We start from the raw sequence: 22,529 nt of genomic DNA, 5'->3' as shown, positions 1-22,529 counted from the left end.
AGCCAATCATTATGATTGGCTTTTTATCTGCAATTTTTATTTACGACCAATGGTTAATTGGACCAAATTTATGACCAACTTCAATCCCATTTTTAATGGCTCGATCTACATATTCATCAGCAATTCTAATTGCTTGTTCAATATCAGTACCTTTAGCAATTTCAGCAGTAATTGCTGCAGATAATGAATCACCGGTGCCGTTTTTATGAGTAGTATTATAATAAGGACCATCAATCCAAAAATGTTTGCCAGATTCTAATAATACATAATCTCTAACTTTATCGGTTTCTCCAGCAATATGTTTGCCCTTTATAATAACATTTTTTGCACCCATTTTTATCAATTCTTTGGCCGCTTGTTCAATATCATTATCGGATTTAATTTCTTTATCAGTTAATTTTTCAGCTTCATAAAAGTTAGGTGTAACTACAGTGGCCAGTGGAATTAATTTGTCCTTTAATGTTTTCAAAGCATCTTGTTTTAACAACATGTTGCCATGTTTCGTAACGATTACAGGGTCGACAATTAATGGACCAAAATTGTATTTTTTATAATTATTAACCACAATATTAATCATGTTAGTGTCATCTAACATGCCAGTCTTAGCAGCTCTAATTTTAAAGTCATCAGCTAAATCCTTAAATTCTTGGTTAATAAAATGTTCAGGCATTGTCACGCTATCATGAATTCCATAAGAATTACCAGCAACACAGGCAGTGATTACCGATGTTCCATAAGTTTTTCTTATGAAGAAAGTATGTAAATCAGCTTGCATTCCAGCGCTACCGTCACTGTCTGAACCTGCGATTGTTAAAGCTTGCGGAAATTCATTTACCATAAATAAACACACCCCTGATATTTAAATTAATAACATTTTAACATAAACTTGATAATTTCAATCATTATATATATAATAATATTTGATTAAGACTAATTTGCGTTAAATGTCATTATTGTATTATAATGACATGAGTTAAGTTTTTAGATAAAGGAGTAATTGAAATGAGAGCTTGTCATCCAAATGGTGTACAAGGACGTCGTCCAATTAACACCAATAAACGTAATAAAAAACAAAAAGAAGTAGCTGACTTAAGAAAATTCTTGAAGTCATCACCTGCTAAATAAATTTTTAGGGACTCAGTATGTTACTGAGTCTTTTTTTGTATATCAAAGGAGAATTTAGATGGCTAAGAAAAAATATTATGCCGTTAAAAAAGGTAGAAAACCTGGTATTTATCAAACCTGGTCAGATACGCAAAAACAAGTAAGTGGATTTTCAGGGGCGCAATTTAAAAGTTTTGCGACTAAAAAAGAAGCACAAACATTTATCAAACCTGATGATGCTAAAAAATCTAATCAAAGTAGTGAAATTGTTATTTATACCGATGGTGGTTCTAGAAATCATGGCAATAAATTAGGCCAACATGTTAAAAGTAACGATCCAGCAGCTTGGGCATATTTAATTAATAATCATGGTAAAAAATATTCTAATTCTGCTGGTGAATTTGGCGCTACTAATAATAAAATGGAAGTTTTAGGACTAGTAAATGCATTAGATTATTTAAATAAAAATCATTTAAATAATTGCAACATCGATGCTATTTTGGATTCTAAATACGTATTGAATTCAATCAATAATAAGTGGATATATGGATGGAAAAGACATAGTTGGCGTAAAAGTAGTGGCGAAATAATTAAGAATAAAGCAGAATTTATTCAATTAGCTGATTTATTACCTAAATTTTCCAATATTAATTTCTATTGGACCAAAGGTCATGCTAAAGATGAAGGCAATAACTTTGTTGACCATTTATTAAATAAAACAATGGATGATTTAGAAAATGGCAAAAAGACAGATTTAAAACGATTAACTAAAAAAGATGAAACTAAATCTTCAAATTCCGTAAAATTGAAAGATAAAAGTAAAAATACAGATAAGTATATTGATAAGGAAAAGTCTGTTAATAATATAGAAGAAAATTTGAAAAAAATGGGATTTTTTAGTTAACTATATTATTGTGATATAATTAATTTTAAATATATGAAAGTGGGACCTTTAATGAAAACTGAACGACAAAAGATGACTGATGGTGAACCTTATGAACAATTTGACGAAGAATTACAATCTCGTCGCCGTTTTATTCGTAAACAATTAAAATCAATTTCTAAAATTGATGATAATGCAAAACAAAACGAACTTATTGCTCAATTATTAGGTGATAGCGGTAAAAAATTATGGATTGAAGATGGTCTAGAATTTGACTATGGATATAACATTCATATTGGAGACTCCTTTTATGGTAATTATCATTTAACATTATTGGATACTTGTCCAATTACAATTGGAGATAATTGTTACTTTGGTCCTGATGTTGGTTTATATACACCAGTACATCCCATTGATCCAGATCAAAGGAAAGCTGACGTCGAATCAGGAAAACCAATCACAATTGGAAATAATTGTTGGTTTGGTGGTCATGTCACTGTATTACCAGGAGTTACATTAGGGGAGAATGTCGTTGTAGGAGCAGGATCAGTGGTTACTAAATCTTTTGGCGATAATGTTGTTTTAGTAGGTAATCCCGCACGTGTAATTAAAACAGTAAAATAAACTATAAAACCCTTACCTAAAGCATTTTACATATTTTCTTATTTGTGTATAATGTAATTGATATGTAAATATAAAATCAACTTATTTTGTATAACCCTAGCAAAGCTGTGCAAATAGTTATTCGTCATTTCGAATCACTTTTTGGCAGCTTTTTGTGTAAAATGGGTTTATAAATATCATGAATATCATGAGGAGGATTACTATTTTTAAAAGTAAAAATATTGACAAATTGGTCTTTATTCCTACTGTAATTTTATTCTTTGCAGTTTCCATTTTTCTAATGATTGGTGGATCTTCACTACAGGGAGTGTTGCAAACAATTCTAAACTGTGTTACTGGTAACATGGGATGGGGTTATATGTGGATTTACATAATTAATTTTATTTTCTTTGCTTATCTTATTTTTTCCAAGTATGGAAATATTCGTTTAGGTGAAATTGATGAAAAGCCCGCATATAGTAACTTCCAGTGGGGAAGTATGGTCTTTGCGACAGCAATTGATGCAAGTATCTTAATGTTGAGTATGGTTGATCCTTTAAGATATGTTCAAAGTCCTGAAGGTAGTGTTAAACCATTTTCTGAAACTGCGTATAATTTAGCACATATGTATGGTCAATATGACTGGGGACCTATGGCATGGTTAATGTTTGGAGCTCCTACAGTTGCTATTGGTTATATGATGTACAATAAAAAAAGAAGAATTCAATCTTTGAGTGATGCCATTACCATTTTGGATGGTGATTCACTTTGGAAAAGTATTACTAAAAAAGTTGTAAACATTTTGGTTGTATTTGGAATTATGGGTGGTGTTGGAGCTTCTGTTGGAATGGAAATTCCCATAATTTCTAATGTATTAAGTTCTTTAACCGGCTTACCAGATAATTTGGCCATGAAAATAGGGTTATTCTTAGTTCTATTTGTTATTTTCTCTGTTGCTGTATTTAAGGGACTTAATGGTGGAATTGATAAATTAAGTAATGCACATATTTGGACGGCAATTACTTTCTTAGCAATTGTATTGATCTTAGGACCAACTGTTTACATCTTAAATTCTGAAACTAATAGTGTCGGAGTTCTGATTCAAAAATTCATTCCAATGAGTTTGAATACAGTTCCTAATGGTCATCCAAGTATTGAGCAACAAGAAACCATCTTCTATTGGGGTTGGTGGTTATCTTACATGCCTTTCATGGGACTATTCATTGCTAAAATTTCTCGTGGACGTACTATTCGTCAAGTTTTAGTAGGGATGCTCACTTATGGTGCTTTAGGTTGCATGAGTTTTTATGCTGTCTTAGGTGGTTATTCCTTATGGTTACAAAAAAATGGAGTAATTGATTTAGTTCATATTTTGAATACACAAGGCCAAGCTGCTGTCATTTCAGCGGTTGTTGGGACTTTACCGATGAAATATCTAATGTTTGCCATTTATTTCTTGTCTTGTTTCGTCTTTTTGGCAACTACAATTTCTTCATCAGCGTTTGTTCTTTCATCTTTTACTAGTATACCGTTAAAACCGGGCCAAGAACCTAGCCAATTTAATAGAATGACTTGGGTAGTTGTTTTTATTATCTTCTCATTTAGTTTGGTACTAGTTGGTGGATTTGAAACAGTGCAAACATTCTGTACATTGGCTGGTTTTCCACTAATGTTTGTTTGTATTTTAATTATCATTTCTGTCTTTAAAATGATTCGTGAAGACAAATCAATCATTAGTACTAAAAGATATATAAATCGTAGACGTCGTAAAAAGAAAGCTACTGCTGAAAGAAAGAGTGCCATTAAAGGTAAATTAATTTTATGGCCTAAAAATACAATTAATAAAAAATCTAAATAAACATAATAAGAATCATTTATTAAGTAATTTAATAAGTGATTCTTTTCTTTTTATGATAGTATTTATATACTATATAAATATCGGAGGTATTAAAATGACGAAAAAAGTTATTGTTCCTAAAGAATTTGAAAACTATTTAAGACCATCACTAGAAACAAAAGGTTTTGAAGTAATTTCATTGGTTAGTGAGAATGAAAATGCAATCTTAGAACATAAAGATGCTTCTGGAATTGTGATTAATACTTCTCCTTTATCTAAGAAGATTTTGGATCAAATGCCTAATTTGAAAATTATTTCTCGTTTTGGAGTGGGCTATAATAATGTTGATTTGGATTATACTAATAAAAGAGGAATATATGTAACTAATACACCAGCTGGAAATGAAGTATCAGTTGCCGAAAACGCCGTAACTGATATGCTGTTAATGTCAAAAAATTTATATAATGTATCTCAACATATGCGCAATGGCGATAATGCATATGCTTTTGACAATCCTTCAAGTGATTTAAGAGGAAAAACTGTTGGAATTATTGGTTATGGTAATATTGGTAAGTATGTGGCCAAATTACTCTCTAGTTTTGGTGTCAATATTTTGATTTGGAATCGTACCAAAAAAGAATCTCAATATGGAACACTTGTGGAATGGGATGATTTACTTAAACAATCAGATTTTGTATCATTACATCTTCCAGCAGTTAAAGGAACTATTGGCTCAATTAATAAAAATTCCTTTAAGATGATGAAAAATTCAGCATATATTATAAATTTTGCTCGGGGGGCAGTTATTAACCAAACTGATTTAATCAATGCTTTAAAAGACGGTGAAATTGCTGGTGCTGGTTTAGACGTTTATGAACAAGAACCGCTTCCAATGAATAGTGAATTAAGAAAATTAGACAATGTCTTTTTGACCCCACATAGTGCAAGTAACTCTATTGAATCATTTACTAAAATTGCTAACATGGATGTTAGTGAAATTAATAAAGTTCTAAATGGTGAAAAACCTGATCATTGTGTAAATGGACTATAAAATAAAATAACCACTAACAATTGTTAGTGGTTATTTTTTATATTAAAAGTTTAATTTATATTTTTCATCAATATCATCATCTTGTGATGTTAATATCTTAGGACCATCTTTTGTAATTGCAATAGTATGTTCATATTGTGCTGAGTTAGTACCATCAGCTGAAACATAGTATGTCCAATCATCTTTTTTATCATAACGATCAGTAATTTCCCAAGTACCTAAGTTTACCATAGGTTCAATAGTAATAGTCATTCCTTCTTTTAGACGAAGGCCTTGTCCTTTTTCACCATAGGCTGGGACGTTTGGCTTTTCATGCATAGTAGGTTGAATACCATGGCCAATTAATTCACGAACATCACCCATATGGTTTTGATTTTCAATATAATCTTGACAAGCAAAACCAATATCCCCTAAACGATTACCAATAACAGCTTGGTCAATACCACGATATAATGCATCATGACAAACTTGCATTAGCTTTTCATCTTCAGCTGACATTTTACCAACTTTGTATGTCCAACATGAATCACTTTCAAATCCATCTTTGTTAACAGTCATGTCAACTTTTAAGACGTCTCCTTCCTTTAATAGAAGACCTTTTCGTGGAATCCCATGGGCTACTTCATCATTGATTGAAACACAAGTAGCAAACTTGTATCCATCAAATCCTTTTTCGGATGGAGTTGCACCATGTTCAGTAATGTATTTGTTAGCAAATTCTTCGATTTCCCAAGTATCTAAACCTGGTTTGATCATTTTTCTTAGTCCTTTGTGGACACCAGCTAAAACAGCACCTGATTTAGCCATCATTTCAATTTCTCTTGGTGATTTTAATGTAATCAAAATAATTTCTCCTTTGATATTGAATAATGAATCTATATCTCTAATCTACTACAATTTAGATGATTTGGCTAATTATAATAATTAATGTATTTTTTGTCGTTTTCTAGTATTATAGATAGCAGGAACAAAGGAGGAGTTTTTTCTTGAGTAAAACAGCAAGAACCAATGTTATATTAATAATTATTACAATTATTGTCGCTTTTTTTGCGATATTTTTCGCAATTCGCAGTGATCATATTATAAATAATAGCAAAAATAGTGGATCTTCTAGCGGAGATAATGTTCCAACACTTTATGTTCATGGGATGCGTGGCTCCACTAAATCTACATCGCATTTAACTAAAATAGCTAGTCGTGATGGTGGACATAGAGCATTAGCTGTTTTTGTAGAAAAAGATGGAACCATTAATTATAAAGGAAATTTAAATTTAAAAACTAGTAAACCACTTATTCAAGTGATATTTAAGAAAAAATTTACACCGGTCAAACAACAAACCAAATGGCTTCATGAAATCTTAAAAAGACTAAAAGGTCATTATGGATTTAATGTTTACAATGCTGTAGGTCACTCAACAGGTGCAGTATCGATTCTTGAAAATGTTGCAAAGCATAATAAGGATAGTGATATGCCAAAACTACAAAAGTTTGTATCAATTGCAGGTCCGTATGATGGTTTATTAACAATTAATGATCGACCAAATACTAACTATATTAATAGTAGTGGTAAGCCAAGCATTATGTATCCAGCTAACAAATGGTATCCAGCTTATACATCATTATTGAATGACTGCAAAGATTTTCCTACTAATGTTCAAATTTTAAATGTTTACGGAAATGATAATAGTAATACCAATTCTGATGGAATTGTTTCAACTTCATCTGCTAGGTCAATGAAATATTTAATTTCTAAAAGAGTAAAGGATTATCAAGAAATTCCCATATATGGTGCTAACGGTCAACATTCAAAACTTCATAATAACATTGTTGTTGATCATATTATTGCTCGTTTCTTGTTTGATCAAAATTAAAAAACAATATATTTTACTTATTTCATTTTTGGTATAGAATTGATATTGTTATTAAATTATAAACATTCTAAACTAGAAGGTGAAATTTGTGAAAAATTATGATTTAAATGGTAAGCCATATAACCGAGTCCTTTTTGTTTTTGTTATGTTGTTGGGTAGTTTTACAATGTCGATTAGTCAATCGTCTATTTCAACAGCTTATCCAACTTTAATGCAATTTTTCGGTATCGATGCCTCAACAGTCCAATGGTTAACTACTGGTTTTATGTTAATTATGTGTGTCATGATGCCAGTTAGCCCTTGGTTATTAAATAATATAAAGTTTAAGCAATTATTTTTAATGATACTGGCAATTTTTGATGTGGGAACTTTAATTGTTGTCCTTGCACCTAATTTCGCTATTATGATGTTAGGGCGTGCATTAGAAGCAGTGGCAGTTGGAATTTTATTTCCTTCTTATCAATCAGTTCTATTGTATATCACGCCTGAAGAAAAACGTGGTTCTACAATGGGATATGCTGGATTGATTATGGGTTCTGCACTTGCTTGTGGACCTATTCTTTCAGCAATTGTTCTACATTTTTCTGCATGGAAAGGTTTATTTATAGTATTTATGGTGATTATCAGTATACTATTTATTATTTCCTTATATGCAATCAAAGATGTTATGCCTCAAAAAGAAAGTCATTTAGATATTACATCAGTTATTATGTCATTCGGACTAATTGGAATCTTGTATGTAGTTAATATGATTGGGAAGGCTAATATTGATTTAACACTCGCTTTGATTATATTGATTGTAAGTATTTTAATGATTGTTGTATTTGTATTTAGACAATTCAAAATTAAACAACCATTATTACAATTAAGAGTATTAAAAAGTTTTAATTATGATTTATCAATTGGATTAACTGGAGCTTCTTATATTGCCTTAATTGTAGTTACGGTTATTTTTCCATTATATTATCAAAATGTTCTAGGTGTTTCTAAGACCATTTCTGGTTTAGCATTAGCACCAGGAGCAATTTTACTAAGTTTATTAAATCCAATTACTGGTAAATTAGCTGATAAAATTGGTTTTAAACGTGTAATGTTAATTGGAATGATAATGATCCTAATCGGTTGGGGAACATTAAGCATTGTTGGTGCCACAATTAGTTTAGTGCCAATGATGATTCTTGCAGCTTTAATTGAAGGTGGAAATGCTTTTGTTATGATGCCAGCGGTAACGATGGGAGCTAATTCACTACCTAATGAATTTATTTCAGATGGAACTGCTGTGGTTAGTACCTTTAGACAAATCTTAGGATCTACTGGAGTGTTAGTTGCAACCTTGATATTATCAAATGTCATGACTAATAATATATCTAGTGGAATGAGTCATGCGTTAGCACAACAAAGTGGTTATCATGTTGTTTTCATTACATTCTTTATAATTGAAATTATTGGATTAATAATGGCTTTGATGTTGAGAAATACTAAGAAAGCAAAATAAATGTTTTTATTAAAAGGCTTCTTAAATAACTTTTAAGAAGCCTTTTTTTGTATTGACTTATACTTTTATTAGTTTTAGTCTAATAATAATTAGACATAGGATGGTATTAATATGAACTTACATAATTTAAATTCAGTTGCTAAATTTACTTTTAAGACTAATATCAAAAAAACGTCTTATTGGATTTGGTTTACTCTACCAATATCTACTTCTATTTTTTTATTTACAATGCTTTTGTTAAATAAAAATGATATCAATAGTTATAATATTAAACTTAGTTTATTAACTATAATGGTATCTTTAACATTATTTATTGCCATGTTTTTTGCTCCTATCATTAGTAATGAATTAATTGATGATCGTTCGTCAAAAATTAATGAATATTTATATTCTATTAGTAATACTAAGAATATTATATTCGGTAAAATTTTAGGTGTTATTAATTTAGTGCTTTTTACTTTATTAACTTATTTTGTCTTACTTTTAGTCACTATTTTTAATGAAAATGAAATTAAAATAATTTTTTCAAAAATATATACATATATAGGTACAATAACATTAATCCAATTATTTATTCTAATGATACTAGGAATTATATGGACCGTTTTATTTGCTTCTTTGATTATTATTTTTGTTAAAAACAAGAAAAAAATTTTATACGCTTTATTTCCTATTTATTTATATATAGGTATATCTGCTTTTATAGTTTTTCATTTTTATGATAAAAGTTTGAGTATTATTTCTATATTTTTACCAATCTTATCGCAATTATTTAGTGCTAGAGTATTATTATTTAACAATTATAATATTTATTTATTAGTTGTATCAACTATTATTCAATTGATAGAGGTATATATTTTTGCTAGATTCTTTAATAAAGAACATAAAAATCATTTATTTAAATAAAAATTAAATGGAAGTGATATTTTTGAACTTTAAAATGAAACAACTACTTGCAGTTGCTAGACATGAATTTTTCAATCAAATTAATAGTTTTTCTTATTGGATGCTTGTCTTTATACCATTAATTATTATTACAGCATTATTTAGGTATGTTAATTTAACAGTTGATTTTCATAATTCCGATTTTATAAATATGGTTTGGGGACTTTCTATCCCAGTCTTGAATTTTCTATTTTGTTTAATATATGTAGGAATGATGGCTAATTCTGTTGCAAGAGATAAAACATCTAAGTTGTCTGAAATGTTAATGTCAATTGTAGATGCAAAAGAACAAATTAACGGTAAAATGTTAGGAATATACATGTTACTATCTTGCCAAATTATTTTTTATATAATATTCATATTTTGTTTAAGTAAAATAATGCATAATAACTTTTTATTTATATTCATAGGTCATGTAAAAATAGGACTAATAGTATATTCAATATTAGCATTGTTTGTTTCTTTATATATGTTTTTAGCAATTACAGTACAATTTGCATGTTTTATAACCGATACTAGCCAAATTAGTTCAGCTACAATTCCTCCGATGTTTTTCTTATTAGAATTCTTTTGCTTATCTTTATTTTATAATTCTCTTGGATCCTTTGATTATAGTATGGTTTGGATTCTTTATATAATATGTATGTGGCCTCCGGTTGGATCAATGCTTACACCACCTTTGATGGCTTCAGGAAATATTTCATATTTATTTGCATATTCAACATTAATTATTCAACTTATTATTATTTATATACTATATATTAAGTCAATTCATGTTTTTAAATATGGATTATTATCCAACAAAAAGAAAAATATTTTTATAGAAGGATTTAAATTTAGATAATTATTTTGAGGTGTCTACATTGATTGAATTTAAAAATGTATCAAAAAACTATGATGGATTTCAGGCCGTTAATAATCTATCATTTCAATTACACAAAGGAGAAATATTAAGCTTAATTGGTCAGAATGGAGCAGGTAAGTCTACGACTTTTCATATATTACTAGGCTTTATCAAACCCAGTAATGGTACAGTTACAAGAGAAAATAATTTAAATATAGGTTATATGCCAGAAGAACGTGGCTTATACTTAAAAGAAAGTATTAAAAGTCAAATGCTATATTTTGCTTCTTTACACGGAATGAAACGTGATGAAGCTTTAAAAAGATTAAAAATATGGATGAAAAAATTAAATGTAGTTGGCGATATTGAAGACAAAGTAGAAAGTCTTTCTAAAGGAAATGCACAAAAAGTGCAGTTAATTGCTTGTTTAATGTTTAATCCAGATTTGTTAATATTGGATGAACCATTTTCAGGATTGGATCCAGTTAATGCTGATCTATTAATTAAAGCAGTTTTGGAAGCTAAAAAGTCAGGAACAATGATTATCTTTTCTACTCATAATATGGAAAACGTTGAAAAGTTATCTGATTATGTTGTTATGTTAAGCCATGGAAAAACTGTTTTAAAAGGTACTCTAAACGACATATATAATCAATTTGGTAGATCTAAATTAGATATTGTTGGATATAATAATCTACAAAGATTTAAAGGTATGAATGGAATTAAAAACTTAGAAATTACTGGTGAAAATTCTGCACAACTTACATTAAATGATGTGAGCTTTGGAAAATATATTTTTGATGAAGTAACTAAAAATGGTTATATACCAGTTTTTAATCAACATTATCCAACTTTAGATGAGATTTTTAAAGAAAAAGTAAAGGAAAGTGAAAAGTAAATAAAAATGAGCTAACTTTTTAAAGCTAGCTCATTTTTATTTATATTACCAAATATTTACTCGATCTTCAGGTTTCATATACATACCATCATCAGGTTTAACATCAAACGTAGTATAGAAATCAGCCAAGTTCTTAACTTGAACTTGAGCTCTTAGTTCAGAAGGAGCGTGCACGTCAATTGATAATAATAATTGTTTAAATTGTTCAGTTGACTTAGTACGCCAAATTTTAGCCCAATTAATGAAGAAATCACGTAAATTACAATCTTCTTCACCTTTAGCTGCTTCTTCCGCACAACTTAAGCCACCACCATCAGCAATGTTTTCAGAAACTGTAAGTTTACCATTAACTTTTTGGCCGGCAAATGGAAGACCATCGAATTCCTTAATCATGCTTTGAGCTAATTTATCAAAGTGCTCATGGTCTTCTTTAGTCCACCAATTATTTAGATTACCATCTTCATCAAATTGACATCCATTATTATCAAAAGCATGTGAAATTTCATGAGCAATGACGGCACCGATACCACCGAAGTTTTCACTAGATGATTGTTTTAGACTATAGAAAGGTGCTTGTAAAATAGCAGCAGGGAAGACGATTACATTTTCTAATGGTGAATAATAAGCATTAACAGTGTTAGCACTCATATCCCATAAGCTTTTATCGACAGGTTTATTCCATTTACTAAATTCATCTTTAATAACTAGCTTGCCAATGTTATGAATATTAGTAAATAAATCACCATTTTCATCTTTACCATTAACTTTGAAAGTATCAAATAGTGGATTAATTTTATCTGGATAACCAACATGAATTTGTAGTGCATTTAATTTCTTAATTGCCATCTTTTTAGTATCTTCACTTAACCAAGTGTTCTTGTCTAAACGTTTTTCATAAACATTGATCATTTTAACAACCATGTCATGAACATTTTGTTTAGCTTTTTCACCGAAGTATTTATGACCATAGTAATCACCAATTACTTGATTAAAAGTTCCAGATGCAAGGTAATAAGCAGCTTTTTCTTTCTTAACGGCTGCTTTCTTGCCAGATAATGTTCTGGAGAATTCGCCACCAACTTGCCTAAATTCTTCAGTTAAAAGACCAGTGGAAGCGTTAATTGTTTTAACTAACATCCAGTTTTTCATCATTGCAAAAGTATCATCATTTACAATTTTGTTAAATGCATCAAAATATTCAGGTTCTGATACAATTACTTGATCGGGGATTTGTCCAATTAATCCTTTTACATAGCTATTTAAATCAAATTTATCTACTTTATTTGATAAAGAATCAAATGACATAGGATTATACATTTTTGTAAAATCAGCACTTTCTTCGGCTGATTTAATGTTTGGTGCAATTAAGCGGTCAAACTCTTCAGCAGAATCCACAATATTTTTAGCTTGAACTTCATTATATCCAGCCATGACTAGTAATTGCTTAGACATATCCTTAAATACTGGCATTAATTTGGCACCAGCGGAATTTTCTTTATCATAGTAAGTTTTATCTGGTAAGAAGGTGCCAGCTCCACTTGCATATAAAGCATTATACTTAGCATTTTTCATGTCAGCTTCAATACCAAAATCGAATGGAAGGGGCAGACCATCTAAAGTCCAGTTTGCTAATTGCTTATTTAAATCATCAAATGATTTAATATTTTCAATCTTTTCTAAAATAGGTTGAACAGGTTTTGCACCATCTTGTTCACGTTTATCAAAATCAGTAGCTAATTCGTATAGTTTTTTAAATTCAACCATATCATTATTTTGAGGCTTAATTTTACCTGATTTTATGTCTTCAAAATCATTCATTAATGTTTTATCGATATTGTCTACTAAGTCCATAAAGCCACCAGTAGATGAATGATCACTAGGAATGGTAGCATTTTTAATCCATTCACCGTTTACAGCGTCATAAAAATTGTCTCTAATTTTTGAATCGCTAATTTCATTATTATTCATTAGAACACCTCGTTTTATAAATACAATCTATATAAAACTATAATATACAAAAAAACCATTCACAAGCTATGTGAATGGTTTTTAATTTTATTTATTGATTAAATCATCAATTGAATTGATATTCTTCATATATTTTGGAACAGCCAAACCAACTTTAGCACCATTTAGGTTAGTACCAACATCATCAATCTTGCCTTTATATTGTTTCATGTAAAGACCAGCAGTGTTTGGTAACCAAGCAGCTAGTGAAGCATCAGCAGCATTAGTTGCAATTGATGCAAACATTGGTTGCATTTCTAGAGCTTGGATATTTGCCTTGTAGCCTAAATGATTTAATAGTTCAGCCATAACATTAGTAGATGCGATTTCAGAATCCCATGCTACGTAAGATAATTTAATTGGCTTACCATTTCCCTTTGGAACACCTTTAGTCCATTCAGCCACTAATTTTGGATTATTCTTAATGAAATCATCAGCAGCCTTTTTAGGATCAACTCCAGCATTTGTCTTTAACATAACATCAGACATTTGAGCAGGAGTCCAATGGAATTGTTTTAGAAGTTGATAAGCACCAGGATTATCTTTCTTCAAGCCAATTCTTGCAATGGTATGGATTTGTTCAGCTTTACCATATACATTCTTAGGATCTTTTAAGAATTTAATAGGGAATTTTTTGAACATCCAATGTGGTTGCCAACCAGTTACAACAATCGGTTGCTTATATTTGATTGCTTTGCTTAAAGTACTTGTCATAGCAGCAGTAGAACTTGTTTGTAATTGCCAATTATTTTTTGCTAAAGGATATTCCTTTAAAGCATTTTGAGTAGAAGCCATAATACCAGCACCAGCATCAATTCCAGTAACTGTGTAATTGATTTGAGGTCCTAACTTCTTATGAGAATTATAAGGTGAAGTAGCACTACTGCAAGCAGTTAATACTGTAGCAAGAAGAAACATTGATAAAGTTCCAAGAACAAATTTAAGTCTCTTTCTCATTATAATCCTCCTTAATTAGTCTGAACTCTTTTTATTTTTGTTAAATGCTTGGGTAATACGGTCTAAGATGATTGCTAAGATAACAATAGCAATACCAGCAGCAAATCCTGAACCAGCATTATTTCTACCAACAGCGAAGTAAACTTGAGCACCTAGACCAGTAGCACCAATCATAGAAGCAATAACAACCATTGATAGAGCTAACATCATACCTTGGTTTACACCAGACATTAATGTGCTCTTCGCAATTGGTAATTCAACTTTCATTAGTTTTTGCCAACTAGTTGAACCAAATGAATCAGCAGCTTCAACTAAATCAGCAGGAACTTGTTGAATACCTAAGTCAGTCATTCTAACTACTGGAGGTAGTGAGAAAATAACTGAAGCAATAACACCTGGAACCATTCCAATACCAAATAGTGATACGGCAGGAATTAAGTAAACGAAGGCAGGCATAGTTTGCATAAAGTCTAAGATTGGTTTAACAATCAAATGAACAGTATGACTTTTAGCCATCCAGATACCAAGAGGAATACCGATAATTACAATTATCAAACTAGAAGTTAAAACTAAAGTTAAAGTTTGAGTCATATCACGCCAGTATCCTTGGTTAGCAATTAATAATAAACCTAATAGTTCAAATAACATTAATCCCCAGTGTTTACTATCATGTAGAGCCCAGTAAGTAATACCAAGAACAATAACAATAAATAACCAAATTGGTAAAATATCAAAAATAGCTTGGAAACCATTAACAATTCCACCAATAAAATTGGTAATACCATTAAAAAATCCAACAAATTGTGTTAACCAGTTAACGAACTTGTTAATCCAATCTGCCAAAGGAATTTGTGTCATATTTAATGCGAATAAATTAGCCATCATTTTCAACCTCACTTCCAGAAATTGCTTCAAGAACAGAACTTCTAAGAATAATTCCTAATAAACGACCTTCATTATCAACAACTGAGAATGGAACAGAAGTCTTAGAAATGTCAGTTAAAATTGATTTAATAGGAGTATCAGGAGAGGTCGTTGGGATGCTAGTATTTAAGATTTCACTAAGATCACGTTTATCATTTTCAATTAGGTTAATAACTTCTTTAGCATCAACTAATCCCTTGAAATGATGTTGTGAATCAACAACGAACACACTTGAAACTTCATTATGTTGCATTAATCTTAATGCAGTTCTTGGTCCGTCTTTTTCAATGTTTACAACATTTGGACGAATCATAACACGGCTAGCAGTAAGAATCTTAGTACGATCAACACCTTCAATGAATTTTTCAACATATTCATTCTTAGGATGTTGTAATATATCTTCTGGTCCACCGATTTGAACAATTTCACCATCACGCATAATCATAATGCGATCACCAATACGTAAAGCTTCATTTAAATCATGTGAAATAAAGATAATTGTTTTCTTTAGATGTGCTTGTAGTTCAAGTAATTCATCTTGCATTTCTTTTCTGTTAAGTGGATCAAGAGCAGAGAAAGCTTCATCCATTAATAGAATTTCAGGATCATTAGCTAATCCACGAGCTAATCCAACACGTTGTTGTTGACCACCTGATAATTCGTTAGGATAACGATCATCGTATCCGTGAAGGCCAACTAATTCTAAACATTCATGAGCCTTTTTATCACGAGTAGCTTTATCAACGCCTTGAATTTCCAAACCATAAGCTGTATTACCTAAAATTGTACGGTTAGGGAATAATGCAAAGTTTTGGAAAACCATACTCATCTTTTTACGTCTAAATTCACGTAATTGCTTTTTATCAAAATTAGTAACGTTTTGTCCATCTAGGATGATTTCACCACTAGTTGGTTCATATAAACGGTTTAACATTCTGATTAATGTAGACTTACCACTTCCGGATAGTCCCATAATAACAAAGATTTCATTTTCATTAACATCGAAGTTGGCGTCATGAACACCAACAACACTATTAGTCTTTGCCAATATTTCATCTTTGGACTTACCATCACTGATCATTTCTTTTGCACGACCAGCATGATGACCGAAAATTTTAGTTAGGTGTTTAACTTCAACTTTTTTGGTCATAAAATTCCTCCTTAAAAATTATAGATACTATAATAAGTGTAAACGCATAAATAACATTATTACAAGAAAGTAACAGTTATGTCAAATCTTATACTATTTTGAAAAGTTGATTTGACGGGATAAAATGCTTTTATAGCTTAAAGTTATGCACTTTATTAGTAATTTATTTTAACTATGTTAAAATTATTTTATCTATGCTACATTGTAGTACAAATTACAAAAAATGAGATGAAAAGTGCATGGCTAAATTTTTAAATAAGTTGTCCATTAAAATGATCTTAGCATTCTTATTAGGTGGAATATTACTAATTACATTTGCTAACCATGATGATTTCTTATATCAAAAACCAATTTTTAAAGTAGAAACGGTTAAGAAGATTAGTACTAACAAGAGTAAAGACAGTTTCCAAAATACTGATTATACTTATCAACAAAAATTAACAGGACATATTACAAACGGTCATTATAAAGGCAAAAAGATTTCTATTAATAACAGTTATACTATTTCTAGAGCGATGGATCATAAGTATTATCCTGGACAAAAAGCTTTTATCATATTACATAAATCTGGCGGATTAAATGCCACAATTAAAGATTATAAGCGGGATGTACCTGTTATATTCTTAATGTATTTAGCAATTGCATTGCTATGTATTTTTCTAAAATTTTCTGGGATTACTGCTGTTGGCAGCATTATTATCAATACTATTTTATTTATGTTGGCTATATATTTAGATGGTTTTAATAATGGAAATAATGTGTTACTTATTTTTAGTGTTTTAGCTGCCGTCTTTTCAGCTATTACATTATTGGTAATTATTGGCCATAATAGGCAAATGTATGTAACACTGGCATCAACAATAATATGTACTTTTATTTCAATTATCCTAAGTTTAATTGTTTTTAAATTTACTCATGAAAAGGGCATTTTTTATGAATCGATGCAATATGTGACCCAACCGCCACGTCCATTGTTTTTAGCATCAACAATTATTGGTTCTTTGGGTGCTGTCATGGATGAATCGACTGATATTATTTCATCCTTATTTGCATTAAAAATGGAACGTCCACAAATATCTAAAAAACAAATATTTTTATCCGGCAGAAATATTGGTAAAACCATTATGGGGCCTCTAATTAATGTATTGTTCTTTATTTTTATGGGAGAAACATTATCAATGACCTTATTGTTCTTAAAAAACGGTAATAGTTGGGGTTACTCTTTTTCTATGAATATGTCATTAGGAATGGTACAAAGCTTGATTAGTGGTATTGGGATTGTTTTAGCAATTCCAGTTGCTAGTGCATTAACTAGTTTATTTTCTAAGGAGAATCAAAAATGAGTGCAATTATTGTATTAGGCATTGTTTTATTTGTTTTGATGTTATTAGTAGGTGGCAAACAAGGATTACAATCATTTTTAAGTTTAATTTTAAACTTTGGTTTTTTGTTTTTCGCAATTGTTTTGATTGCTTTTCATTTTCCACCAATTATTGTAACCATTATAACTGGTGTTATTGTACTAGCTTTGACAATTTTTCTAAGTGGAACTGATGATAATATTAGTGGATTAGCTTTCTTATCTTCAATTTTAGTTTTATTTATTTTAGTTTTACTGATTATTCCAGTTGAGCATTGGGCGCAAGTTCAAGGATTCGGATTAGAAGATAGTGATGACTTAGAAGGCTTATCTATTTTAATTGGTATTAATTTTGTTAAAATTGAAATAGCAACTGCCATTTTAAGCACGCTAGGGGCAATTGCTGAAGCAACTATGGCGATTGCATCTGGTTTAGATGAGATTAAAGAACAGCATCCAGAAATTAAACCAAGTAGATTATTATTTGATGGCATTTATGTTGGAAAACAAATTATTGGGACTACCTTAAATACATTATTCTTTGGATTATTTGGGGGATCTTTGTCTTTGTTTGTTTGGTTTCACAGTTTAAATTATTCATTTGGTGATATTTTGAATGATAAGGTTTTTGATGCTCAATTAATTGTCATTTTATTTTCATTAATAGGGGTTATTTTAACTATTCCAATTACTTCGTTAGTAATTGCTGAAAAATGGCGCAAAGATAATAATTAAGAGGTTAATTATATGCAAAAAATAAGTTCTCACGATATTTACAATTTATTTTCATTAACACAATTAAATAGCGATGGATTTTTTGTTAAAAATGGAATAAGTAGAATTAAAAATGAATATACTGCAAAAATATTTCGCTTAAAAGCAGATTTGAATGTAGAGCAGTGTACTAAAGAAAGTTTTAGTATTAATCCAATTAAAATAAATAATTCACTTTATTATTTAGCTAATATTGATTCTAAAATGCAATTAATTAAAATGTCTTTAAACAGTGACCGCAAAAAGCAGCTTACTTTTGGTGATACAGCAAGCAATTTGATTAGTTCTAAAAATAAAAAGAAATTATTTTTTAAGACTACAAAGATGTTTACCGTTCCTAAATTTTCTGTAACCAAATTTCCTAAAACTAGGTATATAAATAAACTAGATAATCGTGCTGATGGCTTTGGTTGGAAAGATAATCAGACACTTTATTATTTATATGCATTAGATGTTCAAACAGGAAAAATAAATTTATTAAAAACTACATATCAAAATTTTAAAATTCTAGATGTTGATGATATTGGCGCAAATATTTTAATTAGCAGAAGCGTTTTTTCTAATGAAAAAAGTATTTCTCAAATTTACCAAATGAATTTAGTTAATATGAATAAAGAATTAATAACTACTATTGATGGTAATTTTAATGAGGCAATATATTCTCCAGATGGCAAGAATATATTATTAGTGGGAAATTATAATAACTACGGCAGTAGTAATACTTTTAATCTTTATCTATTTAATGTAAATGAAAAGAAATTAATTAATTTGACTAAAAATTTATGTGACATAGAACCTAGTTATAATGGTGGCTTAGCAACTGATTTTGTACAAAATCGTAGTAATCAAGGAATTAAGTGGTTAAACAATCATCAATATATTTTTCATGCTACGCATCATGGACGAAGTCAACTTTATTTGGGCCAAAATAATAGTGTTCAAAAAATATATGATGATAAAACAGAAATATATGACTTTAGTATATTAGATAATAAAAAATTGTTATTAAGTGTTTCTGCTCAAAAAGTGCCCAATCAATTAATTATTTTTGATTTTTATAGCAATGTTCAAAAATTGATATATGATCCCAATGAAAAGTTTACTTTGAATCACGAATTCTGTAATTCATATAAATTTTCTACTATTTCTCAAGATAACTTGTTTAATATAAATGGTTGGTTATTATTACCTAATCAAAAAAGAGATAAATATCCTACTATTTTATATATTCACGGAGGACCACATGAAACATATGGTGAAAGCTTTTTCTATGAATTTCAATTTCTTGCTAACCATGGATATGCAATTTTATTTATTAATCCGCGAGGTTCTAGTAGTTACGGTCAAGCATTTGAAAAAGCATCTGTTGGTAGAGTTGGAAAAGAAGATTTTGCAGACATCATGACTGGATTAGATTATGCGCTAAATAAATTTAAATATTTGGATCATAATAATCTTTTTATAGCTGGTGGATCTTATGGAGGATTCATGTCTAGTTGGATTATTTCACATACTGATAAATTCAAAGCAGCTATTGTTCAAAGACCTATCACTGATTGGCACTCATTTTATGGAACTTCTGATATTGGGGTACGTTTTTCAAAAAATGAATTAGGAGTAGATTTATATGATAAAGATGGGCTCAATTTTTATTGGAATCATTCTCCACTAAAATATGTTAATAATATTCATACTCCTACTAGAATTCAGCATGGTGAGTGGGATATGCGTTGTCCCGTTAATCAAAGTGAAGCCTTATTTCAAGATATTAAGCGTAACAATGTTGAAAGTGATTATATTAGATACCCTCAATCATTTCATGGCTTTTCAAGAAATGGTTTGCCAAATTTAAGGGTCACAAGAATAAATGATGTATATGAATGGTTCAATGAGCATCTTAATTAGTTTTTTATTTATAAAATTAGTGTGATAATGTAAATGAAATTACATATGAAGGTGAAGTGAAATTTATGAATACTATGGTTTACATTGTTTTATTATTTGTATTAGCAGCTGCAGTATTGTTTGGATTGTTAGAAGTTTATCCTAAAATCAGGAAACTTAATAATCAAGTGTATAAAAATATTACAACTTCATTGAATGATAAGGCATTAATTGCGAAGCTGAATAATCAGGGTAAACAATCAACTGGTTTCAATCTTCGTTATAGTTTAACTGCAATTATATTTACAATTTTTATTTTAAGCATTTTTTATGCACAAATTGCCAACAATTGGATGATTTTGACGTTGATAGTTATTGAAGCAATTTATATTATTAATGAGTTTAAAAATACTAATTTTATCAAAAAGCTTTGGCAGTATGATAAGGAAACTTTGAAATTAAAACAACAATCTAATAAATTAACTTTCTTTACAATGATCGGAATATTTATTGCTGTGGATGTATTTGAATTATTATTTGAATTACTATATGCACAAGGTTTTACTTTGCTATAATAAAAAAAGAACTGCTAATCTATAAATTAGATTAGTGGTTCTTTTATTTCATAAAATCTTTAATCGTTTTTTCGAGTAAATCAATCATATTGAAGTAACTAGGCATATCTACATATTCATTAGGACTATGCGCAGTTGTATTTCCAGGACCTAAGATAATGACATCCATTTCTGTATTACGACGTCGAAACTCTGATGCATCAGTACCTAGTGAAACACCAATTTTTGGTAGAGGCATTGGCTCATCCATAATGTTTTTAGCATTATTCTGTAAAATTTGAATTAAACCAGTGTGATTATCACTTTTTACGGGCATTTCACTATGTTCAATTGTTAATTCTAAATCAATTCCTGGTTCTGTATTCATTTTATCGATCATACATTGAAGTCGATTAGTTAATTCTTCATTATCAACTTGTGGGATAGTACGAACTTTAACGATTTCATATGCTAAATCAGGAACTGAATTAATTTGTTTACCACCACGAAAAATATCAGGGGAGTAAACAGTTTTGCCTAATTCAGGATCTGATTCTTTTAATTCAGCATAAAATTCTTTTTCTTTTAAATAGTATTTTATTAAAGTATCAATAGCATTAATTCCCATCCGAGGCATTGAACTGTGAACCGCTTTACCATGGGCAGTTACTCGATAAGCCATCCATCCTTTATGAGCATTTACTATAAAGTGTTGTTCATTAGCATCTGAAAGGAAAGATGTTTTTAATAATTCTTTTAGTGTTTCAGGTGCAATAGTCACACCATCACTATTAACATATTTTCTTAATCGATGAAGATTTACACCACTAGGCTCAGCAATAATCATTGCATCTAAATCATCAGCGAAGCCTTTATCAGTTAAATATTTTGCACCAGCAGCGCTTAATTCTTCACCAATAGTGGCAATAAATCTAATGGTACCGTTAATTTTAGAGGATGATTCATATAATTCAATCATTGAAATAACCATTTGTGCAATTCCTGATTTCATATCAGAAGCACCACGACCATATAAGCGACCATTCTTAATATTAGCTTTGAATGGATCCGATAGCCAAGTGCGTTCGTCTCCTTGGTGAACAGTATCTAAATGACCACTTAAGCCTAGTTTAGGATGTTCGCCATTACCAATTTCAACAATTAAATTACTACGACCATGATATTGCATGATTAATTTGCTATTAATGCCGTGTTTTTGGAATGTATCTGATATATATTTTGCGACATCATTTTCATTATCATCAACAGTGGGCATATTTACAATGTTCTTTAAAATTTGAATCTTTTCAACTTTCTCCATAGAACATCCTCCTAAAATCATATAACGATTAGAATAATTCTATGGGATAATAACTAAAAAATCAATG

21 protein-coding genes are annotated in these 22,529 nt (G+C 29.8%); 14 read left to right on the top strand and 7 right to left on the bottom strand.

Features of this window, described 5'->3' with window-relative positions; all coding sequences use genetic code 11:
• Positions 1-40: 40 nt before the first annotated feature.
• Positions 41-838 carry a bifunctional hydroxymethylpyrimidine kinase/phosphomethylpyrimidine kinase gene (gene thiD, locus DY123_RS01050; RefSeq protein WP_140923695.1) on the bottom strand — a complete coding sequence of 266 codons (798 nt, stop codon included), beginning with the start codon at positions 836-838 and terminating at the stop codon, positions 41-43.
• 164 nt (positions 839-1,002) lie between these two features.
• On the opposite strand from thiD, the gene DY123_RS07680 reads away from it, so the two are divergent.
• From DY123_RS07680 to DY123_RS01030, 5 genes are all read left to right on the top strand, one after another.
• Positions 1,003-1,125, top strand: coding sequence for a hypothetical protein (locus tag DY123_RS07680; protein ID WP_263850849.1), 123 nt, complete (start codon positions 1,003-1,005; stop codon positions 1,123-1,125).
• Positions 1,126-1,183: 58 nt separating this feature from the next.
• Positions 1,184-2,008, top strand: a complete 825-nt coding sequence (locus tag DY123_RS01045; protein WP_140923693.1) for a ribonuclease H family protein — start codon at positions 1,184-1,186, stop codon at positions 2,006-2,008.
• A gap of 51 nt (positions 2,009-2,059) precedes the next feature.
• The gene (locus tag DY123_RS01040) at positions 2,060-2,611 is read left to right on the top strand and encodes a sugar O-acetyltransferase (RefSeq protein WP_140923692.1); all 552 of its coding nucleotides are present in this window, start codon (positions 2,060-2,062) and stop codon (positions 2,609-2,611) included.
• A 187-nt stretch (positions 2,612-2,798) separates the two neighbouring features.
• Entirely contained in the window at positions 2,799-4,448 is a 1,650-nt protein-coding gene (locus DY123_RS01035) for a BCCT family transporter (RefSeq protein WP_140934367.1), read from the top strand.
• 94 nt (positions 4,449-4,542) lie between these two features.
• Positions 4,543-5,478: a phosphoglycerate dehydrogenase gene (locus DY123_RS01030; protein ID WP_181398768.1), complete on the top strand. Its 936-nt coding sequence runs from the start codon at positions 4,543-4,545 to the stop codon at positions 5,476-5,478.
• A 42-nt stretch (positions 5,479-5,520) separates the two neighbouring features.
• On the opposite strand, the gene map is transcribed toward DY123_RS01030, so the two are convergent.
• Positions 5,521-6,321 (bottom strand): type I methionyl aminopeptidase, encoded by an 801-nt coding sequence (map, locus tag DY123_RS01025; RefSeq protein ID WP_105963877.1) that lies wholly within the window; start codon positions 6,319-6,321, stop codon positions 5,521-5,523.
• A 143-nt stretch (positions 6,322-6,464) separates the two neighbouring features.
• On the opposite strand from map, the gene DY123_RS01020 reads away from it, so the two are divergent.
• The 5 genes from DY123_RS01020 (at position 6,465) to DY123_RS01000 (ending at position 11,531) form a co-directional block, all read left to right on the top strand.
• The gene (locus tag DY123_RS01020) at positions 6,465-7,349 is read left to right on the top strand and encodes an alpha/beta hydrolase (RefSeq protein ID WP_140934312.1); all 885 of its coding nucleotides are present in this window, start codon (positions 6,465-6,467) and stop codon (positions 7,347-7,349) included.
• A 145-nt stretch (positions 7,350-7,494) separates the two neighbouring features.
• On the top strand, positions 7,495-8,844 hold the full coding sequence (locus tag DY123_RS01015; protein ID WP_140923894.1) for an MFS transporter: 1,350 nt from the start codon (positions 7,495-7,497) through the stop codon (positions 8,842-8,844).
• Positions 8,845-8,955: 111 nt separating this feature from the next.
• Entirely contained in the window at positions 8,956-9,750 is a 795-nt protein-coding gene (locus DY123_RS01010) for an ABC transporter permease family protein (RefSeq protein ID WP_140923687.1), read from the top strand.
• 34 nt (positions 9,751-9,784) lie between these two features.
• Complete coding sequence (locus DY123_RS01005) at positions 9,785-10,633, top strand: ABC transporter permease family protein (RefSeq protein WP_140923685.1); 849 nt, start codon at positions 9,785-9,787, stop codon at positions 10,631-10,633.
• A gap of 19 nt (positions 10,634-10,652) precedes the next feature.
• Complete coding sequence (locus DY123_RS01000; RefSeq protein WP_140923683.1) at positions 10,653-11,531, top strand: ABC transporter ATP-binding protein; 879 nt, start codon at positions 10,653-10,655, stop codon at positions 11,529-11,531.
• A gap of 45 nt (positions 11,532-11,576) precedes the next feature.
• Here the strand turns inward: DY123_RS01000 and DY123_RS00995 are convergent, their stop codons facing one another.
• From DY123_RS00995 to DY123_RS00980, 4 genes are all read right to left on the bottom strand, one after another.
• Positions 11,577-13,499 (bottom strand): M13 family metallopeptidase, encoded by a 1,923-nt coding sequence (locus tag DY123_RS00995; protein ID WP_140936357.1) that lies wholly within the window; start codon positions 13,497-13,499, stop codon positions 11,577-11,579.
• 87 nt (positions 13,500-13,586) lie between these two features.
• Positions 13,587-14,495, bottom strand: a complete 909-nt coding sequence (locus DY123_RS00990; RefSeq protein ID WP_140923680.1) for a glycine betaine ABC transporter substrate-binding protein — start codon at positions 14,493-14,495, stop codon at positions 13,587-13,589.
• A gap of 15 nt (positions 14,496-14,510) precedes the next feature.
• Positions 14,511-15,377 (bottom strand): ABC transporter permease, encoded by an 867-nt coding sequence (locus DY123_RS00985; RefSeq protein WP_140923678.1) that lies wholly within the window; start codon positions 15,375-15,377, stop codon positions 14,511-14,513.
• Positions 15,370-16,569: a quaternary amine ABC transporter ATP-binding protein gene (locus DY123_RS00980; RefSeq protein ID WP_140923676.1), complete on the bottom strand. Its 1,200-nt coding sequence runs from the start codon at positions 16,567-16,569 to the stop codon at positions 15,370-15,372. The genes DY123_RS00985 and DY123_RS00980 overlap by 8 nt, the downstream gene beginning before the upstream one ends.
• Positions 16,570-16,808: 239 nt before the next feature.
• On the opposite strand from DY123_RS00980, the gene DY123_RS00975 reads away from it, so the two are divergent.
• From DY123_RS00975 to DY123_RS00960, 4 genes are all read left to right on the top strand, one after another.
• Positions 16,809-17,912 (top strand): YibE/F family protein, encoded by a 1,104-nt coding sequence (locus tag DY123_RS00975; protein WP_140923674.1) that lies wholly within the window; start codon positions 16,809-16,811, stop codon positions 17,910-17,912.
• Complete coding sequence (locus DY123_RS00970) at positions 17,909-18,664, top strand: YibE/F family protein (RefSeq protein WP_140923672.1); 756 nt, start codon at positions 17,909-17,911, stop codon at positions 18,662-18,664. The genes DY123_RS00975 and DY123_RS00970 overlap by 4 nt, the downstream gene beginning before the upstream one ends.
• Before the next feature lie 12 nt (positions 18,665-18,676).
• Positions 18,677-20,608: a S9 family peptidase gene (locus DY123_RS00965; RefSeq protein WP_140923670.1), complete on the top strand. Its 1,932-nt coding sequence runs from the start codon at positions 18,677-18,679 to the stop codon at positions 20,606-20,608.
• 65 nt (positions 20,609-20,673) lie between these two features.
• Positions 20,674-21,162: a hypothetical protein gene (locus tag DY123_RS00960; RefSeq protein WP_140923668.1), complete on the top strand. Its 489-nt coding sequence runs from the start codon at positions 20,674-20,676 to the stop codon at positions 21,160-21,162.
• 43 nt (positions 21,163-21,205) lie between these two features.
• Here DY123_RS00960 and DY123_RS00955 read toward each other — a convergent pair whose 3' ends face one another.
• On the bottom strand, positions 21,206-22,462 hold the full coding sequence (locus DY123_RS00955) for a M20/M25/M40 family metallo-hydrolase (protein WP_140923666.1): 1,257 nt from the start codon (positions 22,460-22,462) through the stop codon (positions 21,206-21,208).
• Between the last annotated feature and the right edge of the window lie 67 nt (positions 22,463-22,529).

This window comes from Apilactobacillus micheneri, from assembly GCF_006493595.1.
GTDB lineage: Bacteria > Bacillota > Bacilli > Lactobacillales > Lactobacillaceae > Apilactobacillus > Apilactobacillus micheneri.
This window is presented reverse-complemented; position numbering and strand designations above follow the sequence as displayed.

What these genes read in the sequence shown, in the direction of transcription:
- thiD (WP_140923695.1), bottom strand. Translation starts at nt 838, where the DNA reads ATGGTAAATGAATTTCCGCAAGCTTTAACAATCGCAGGTTCAGACAGT.
- DY123_RS07680 (WP_263850849.1), top strand. Translation starts at nt 1,003, where the DNA reads ATGAGAGCTTGTCATCCAAATGGTGTACAAGGACGTCGTCCAATTAAC.
- DY123_RS01045 (WP_140923693.1), top strand. Translation starts at nt 1,184, where the DNA reads ATGGCTAAGAAAAAATATTATGCCGTTAAAAAAGGTAGAAAACCTGGT.
- DY123_RS01040 (WP_140923692.1), top strand. Translation starts at nt 2,060, where the DNA reads ATGAAAACTGAACGACAAAAGATGACTGATGGTGAACCTTATGAACAA.
- DY123_RS01035 (WP_140934367.1), top strand. Translation starts at nt 2,799, where the DNA reads ATGAGGAGGATTACTATTTTTAAAAGTAAAAATATTGACAAATTGGTC.
- DY123_RS01030 (WP_181398768.1), top strand. Translation starts at nt 4,543, where the DNA reads ATGACGAAAAAAGTTATTGTTCCTAAAGAATTTGAAAACTATTTAAGA.
- DY123_RS01015 (WP_140923894.1), top strand. Translation starts at nt 7,495, where the DNA reads ATGTTGTTGGGTAGTTTTACAATGTCGATTAGTCAATCGTCTATTTCA.
- DY123_RS01010 (WP_140923687.1), top strand. Translation starts at nt 8,956, where the DNA reads ATGAACTTACATAATTTAAATTCAGTTGCTAAATTTACTTTTAAGACT.
- DY123_RS01005 (WP_140923685.1), top strand. Translation starts at nt 9,785, where the DNA reads ATGAAACAACTACTTGCAGTTGCTAGACATGAATTTTTCAATCAAATT.
- DY123_RS00995 (WP_140936357.1), bottom strand. Translation starts at nt 13,499, where the DNA reads ATGAATAATAATGAAATTAGCGATTCAAAAATTAGAGACAATTTTTAT.
- DY123_RS00990 (WP_140923680.1), bottom strand. Translation starts at nt 14,495, where the DNA reads ATGAGAAAGAGACTTAAATTTGTTCTTGGAACTTTATCAATGTTTCTT.
- DY123_RS00985 (WP_140923678.1), bottom strand. Translation starts at nt 15,377, where the DNA reads ATGGCTAATTTATTCGCATTAAATATGACACAAATTCCTTTGGCAGAT.
- DY123_RS00980 (WP_140923676.1), bottom strand. Translation starts at nt 16,569, where the DNA reads ATGACCAAAAAAGTTGAAGTTAAACACCTAACTAAAATTTTCGGTCAT.
- DY123_RS00975 (WP_140923674.1), top strand. Translation starts at nt 16,809, where the DNA reads ATGGCTAAATTTTTAAATAAGTTGTCCATTAAAATGATCTTAGCATTC.
- DY123_RS00970 (WP_140923672.1), top strand. Translation starts at nt 17,909, where the DNA reads ATGAGTGCAATTATTGTATTAGGCATTGTTTTATTTGTTTTGATGTTA.
- DY123_RS00965 (WP_140923670.1), top strand. Translation starts at nt 18,677, where the DNA reads ATGCAAAAAATAAGTTCTCACGATATTTACAATTTATTTTCATTAACA.
- DY123_RS00960 (WP_140923668.1), top strand. Translation starts at nt 20,674, where the DNA reads ATGAATACTATGGTTTACATTGTTTTATTATTTGTATTAGCAGCTGCA.
- DY123_RS00955 (WP_140923666.1), bottom strand. Translation starts at nt 22,462, where the DNA reads ATGGAGAAAGTTGAAAAGATTCAAATTTTAAAGAACATTGTAAATATG.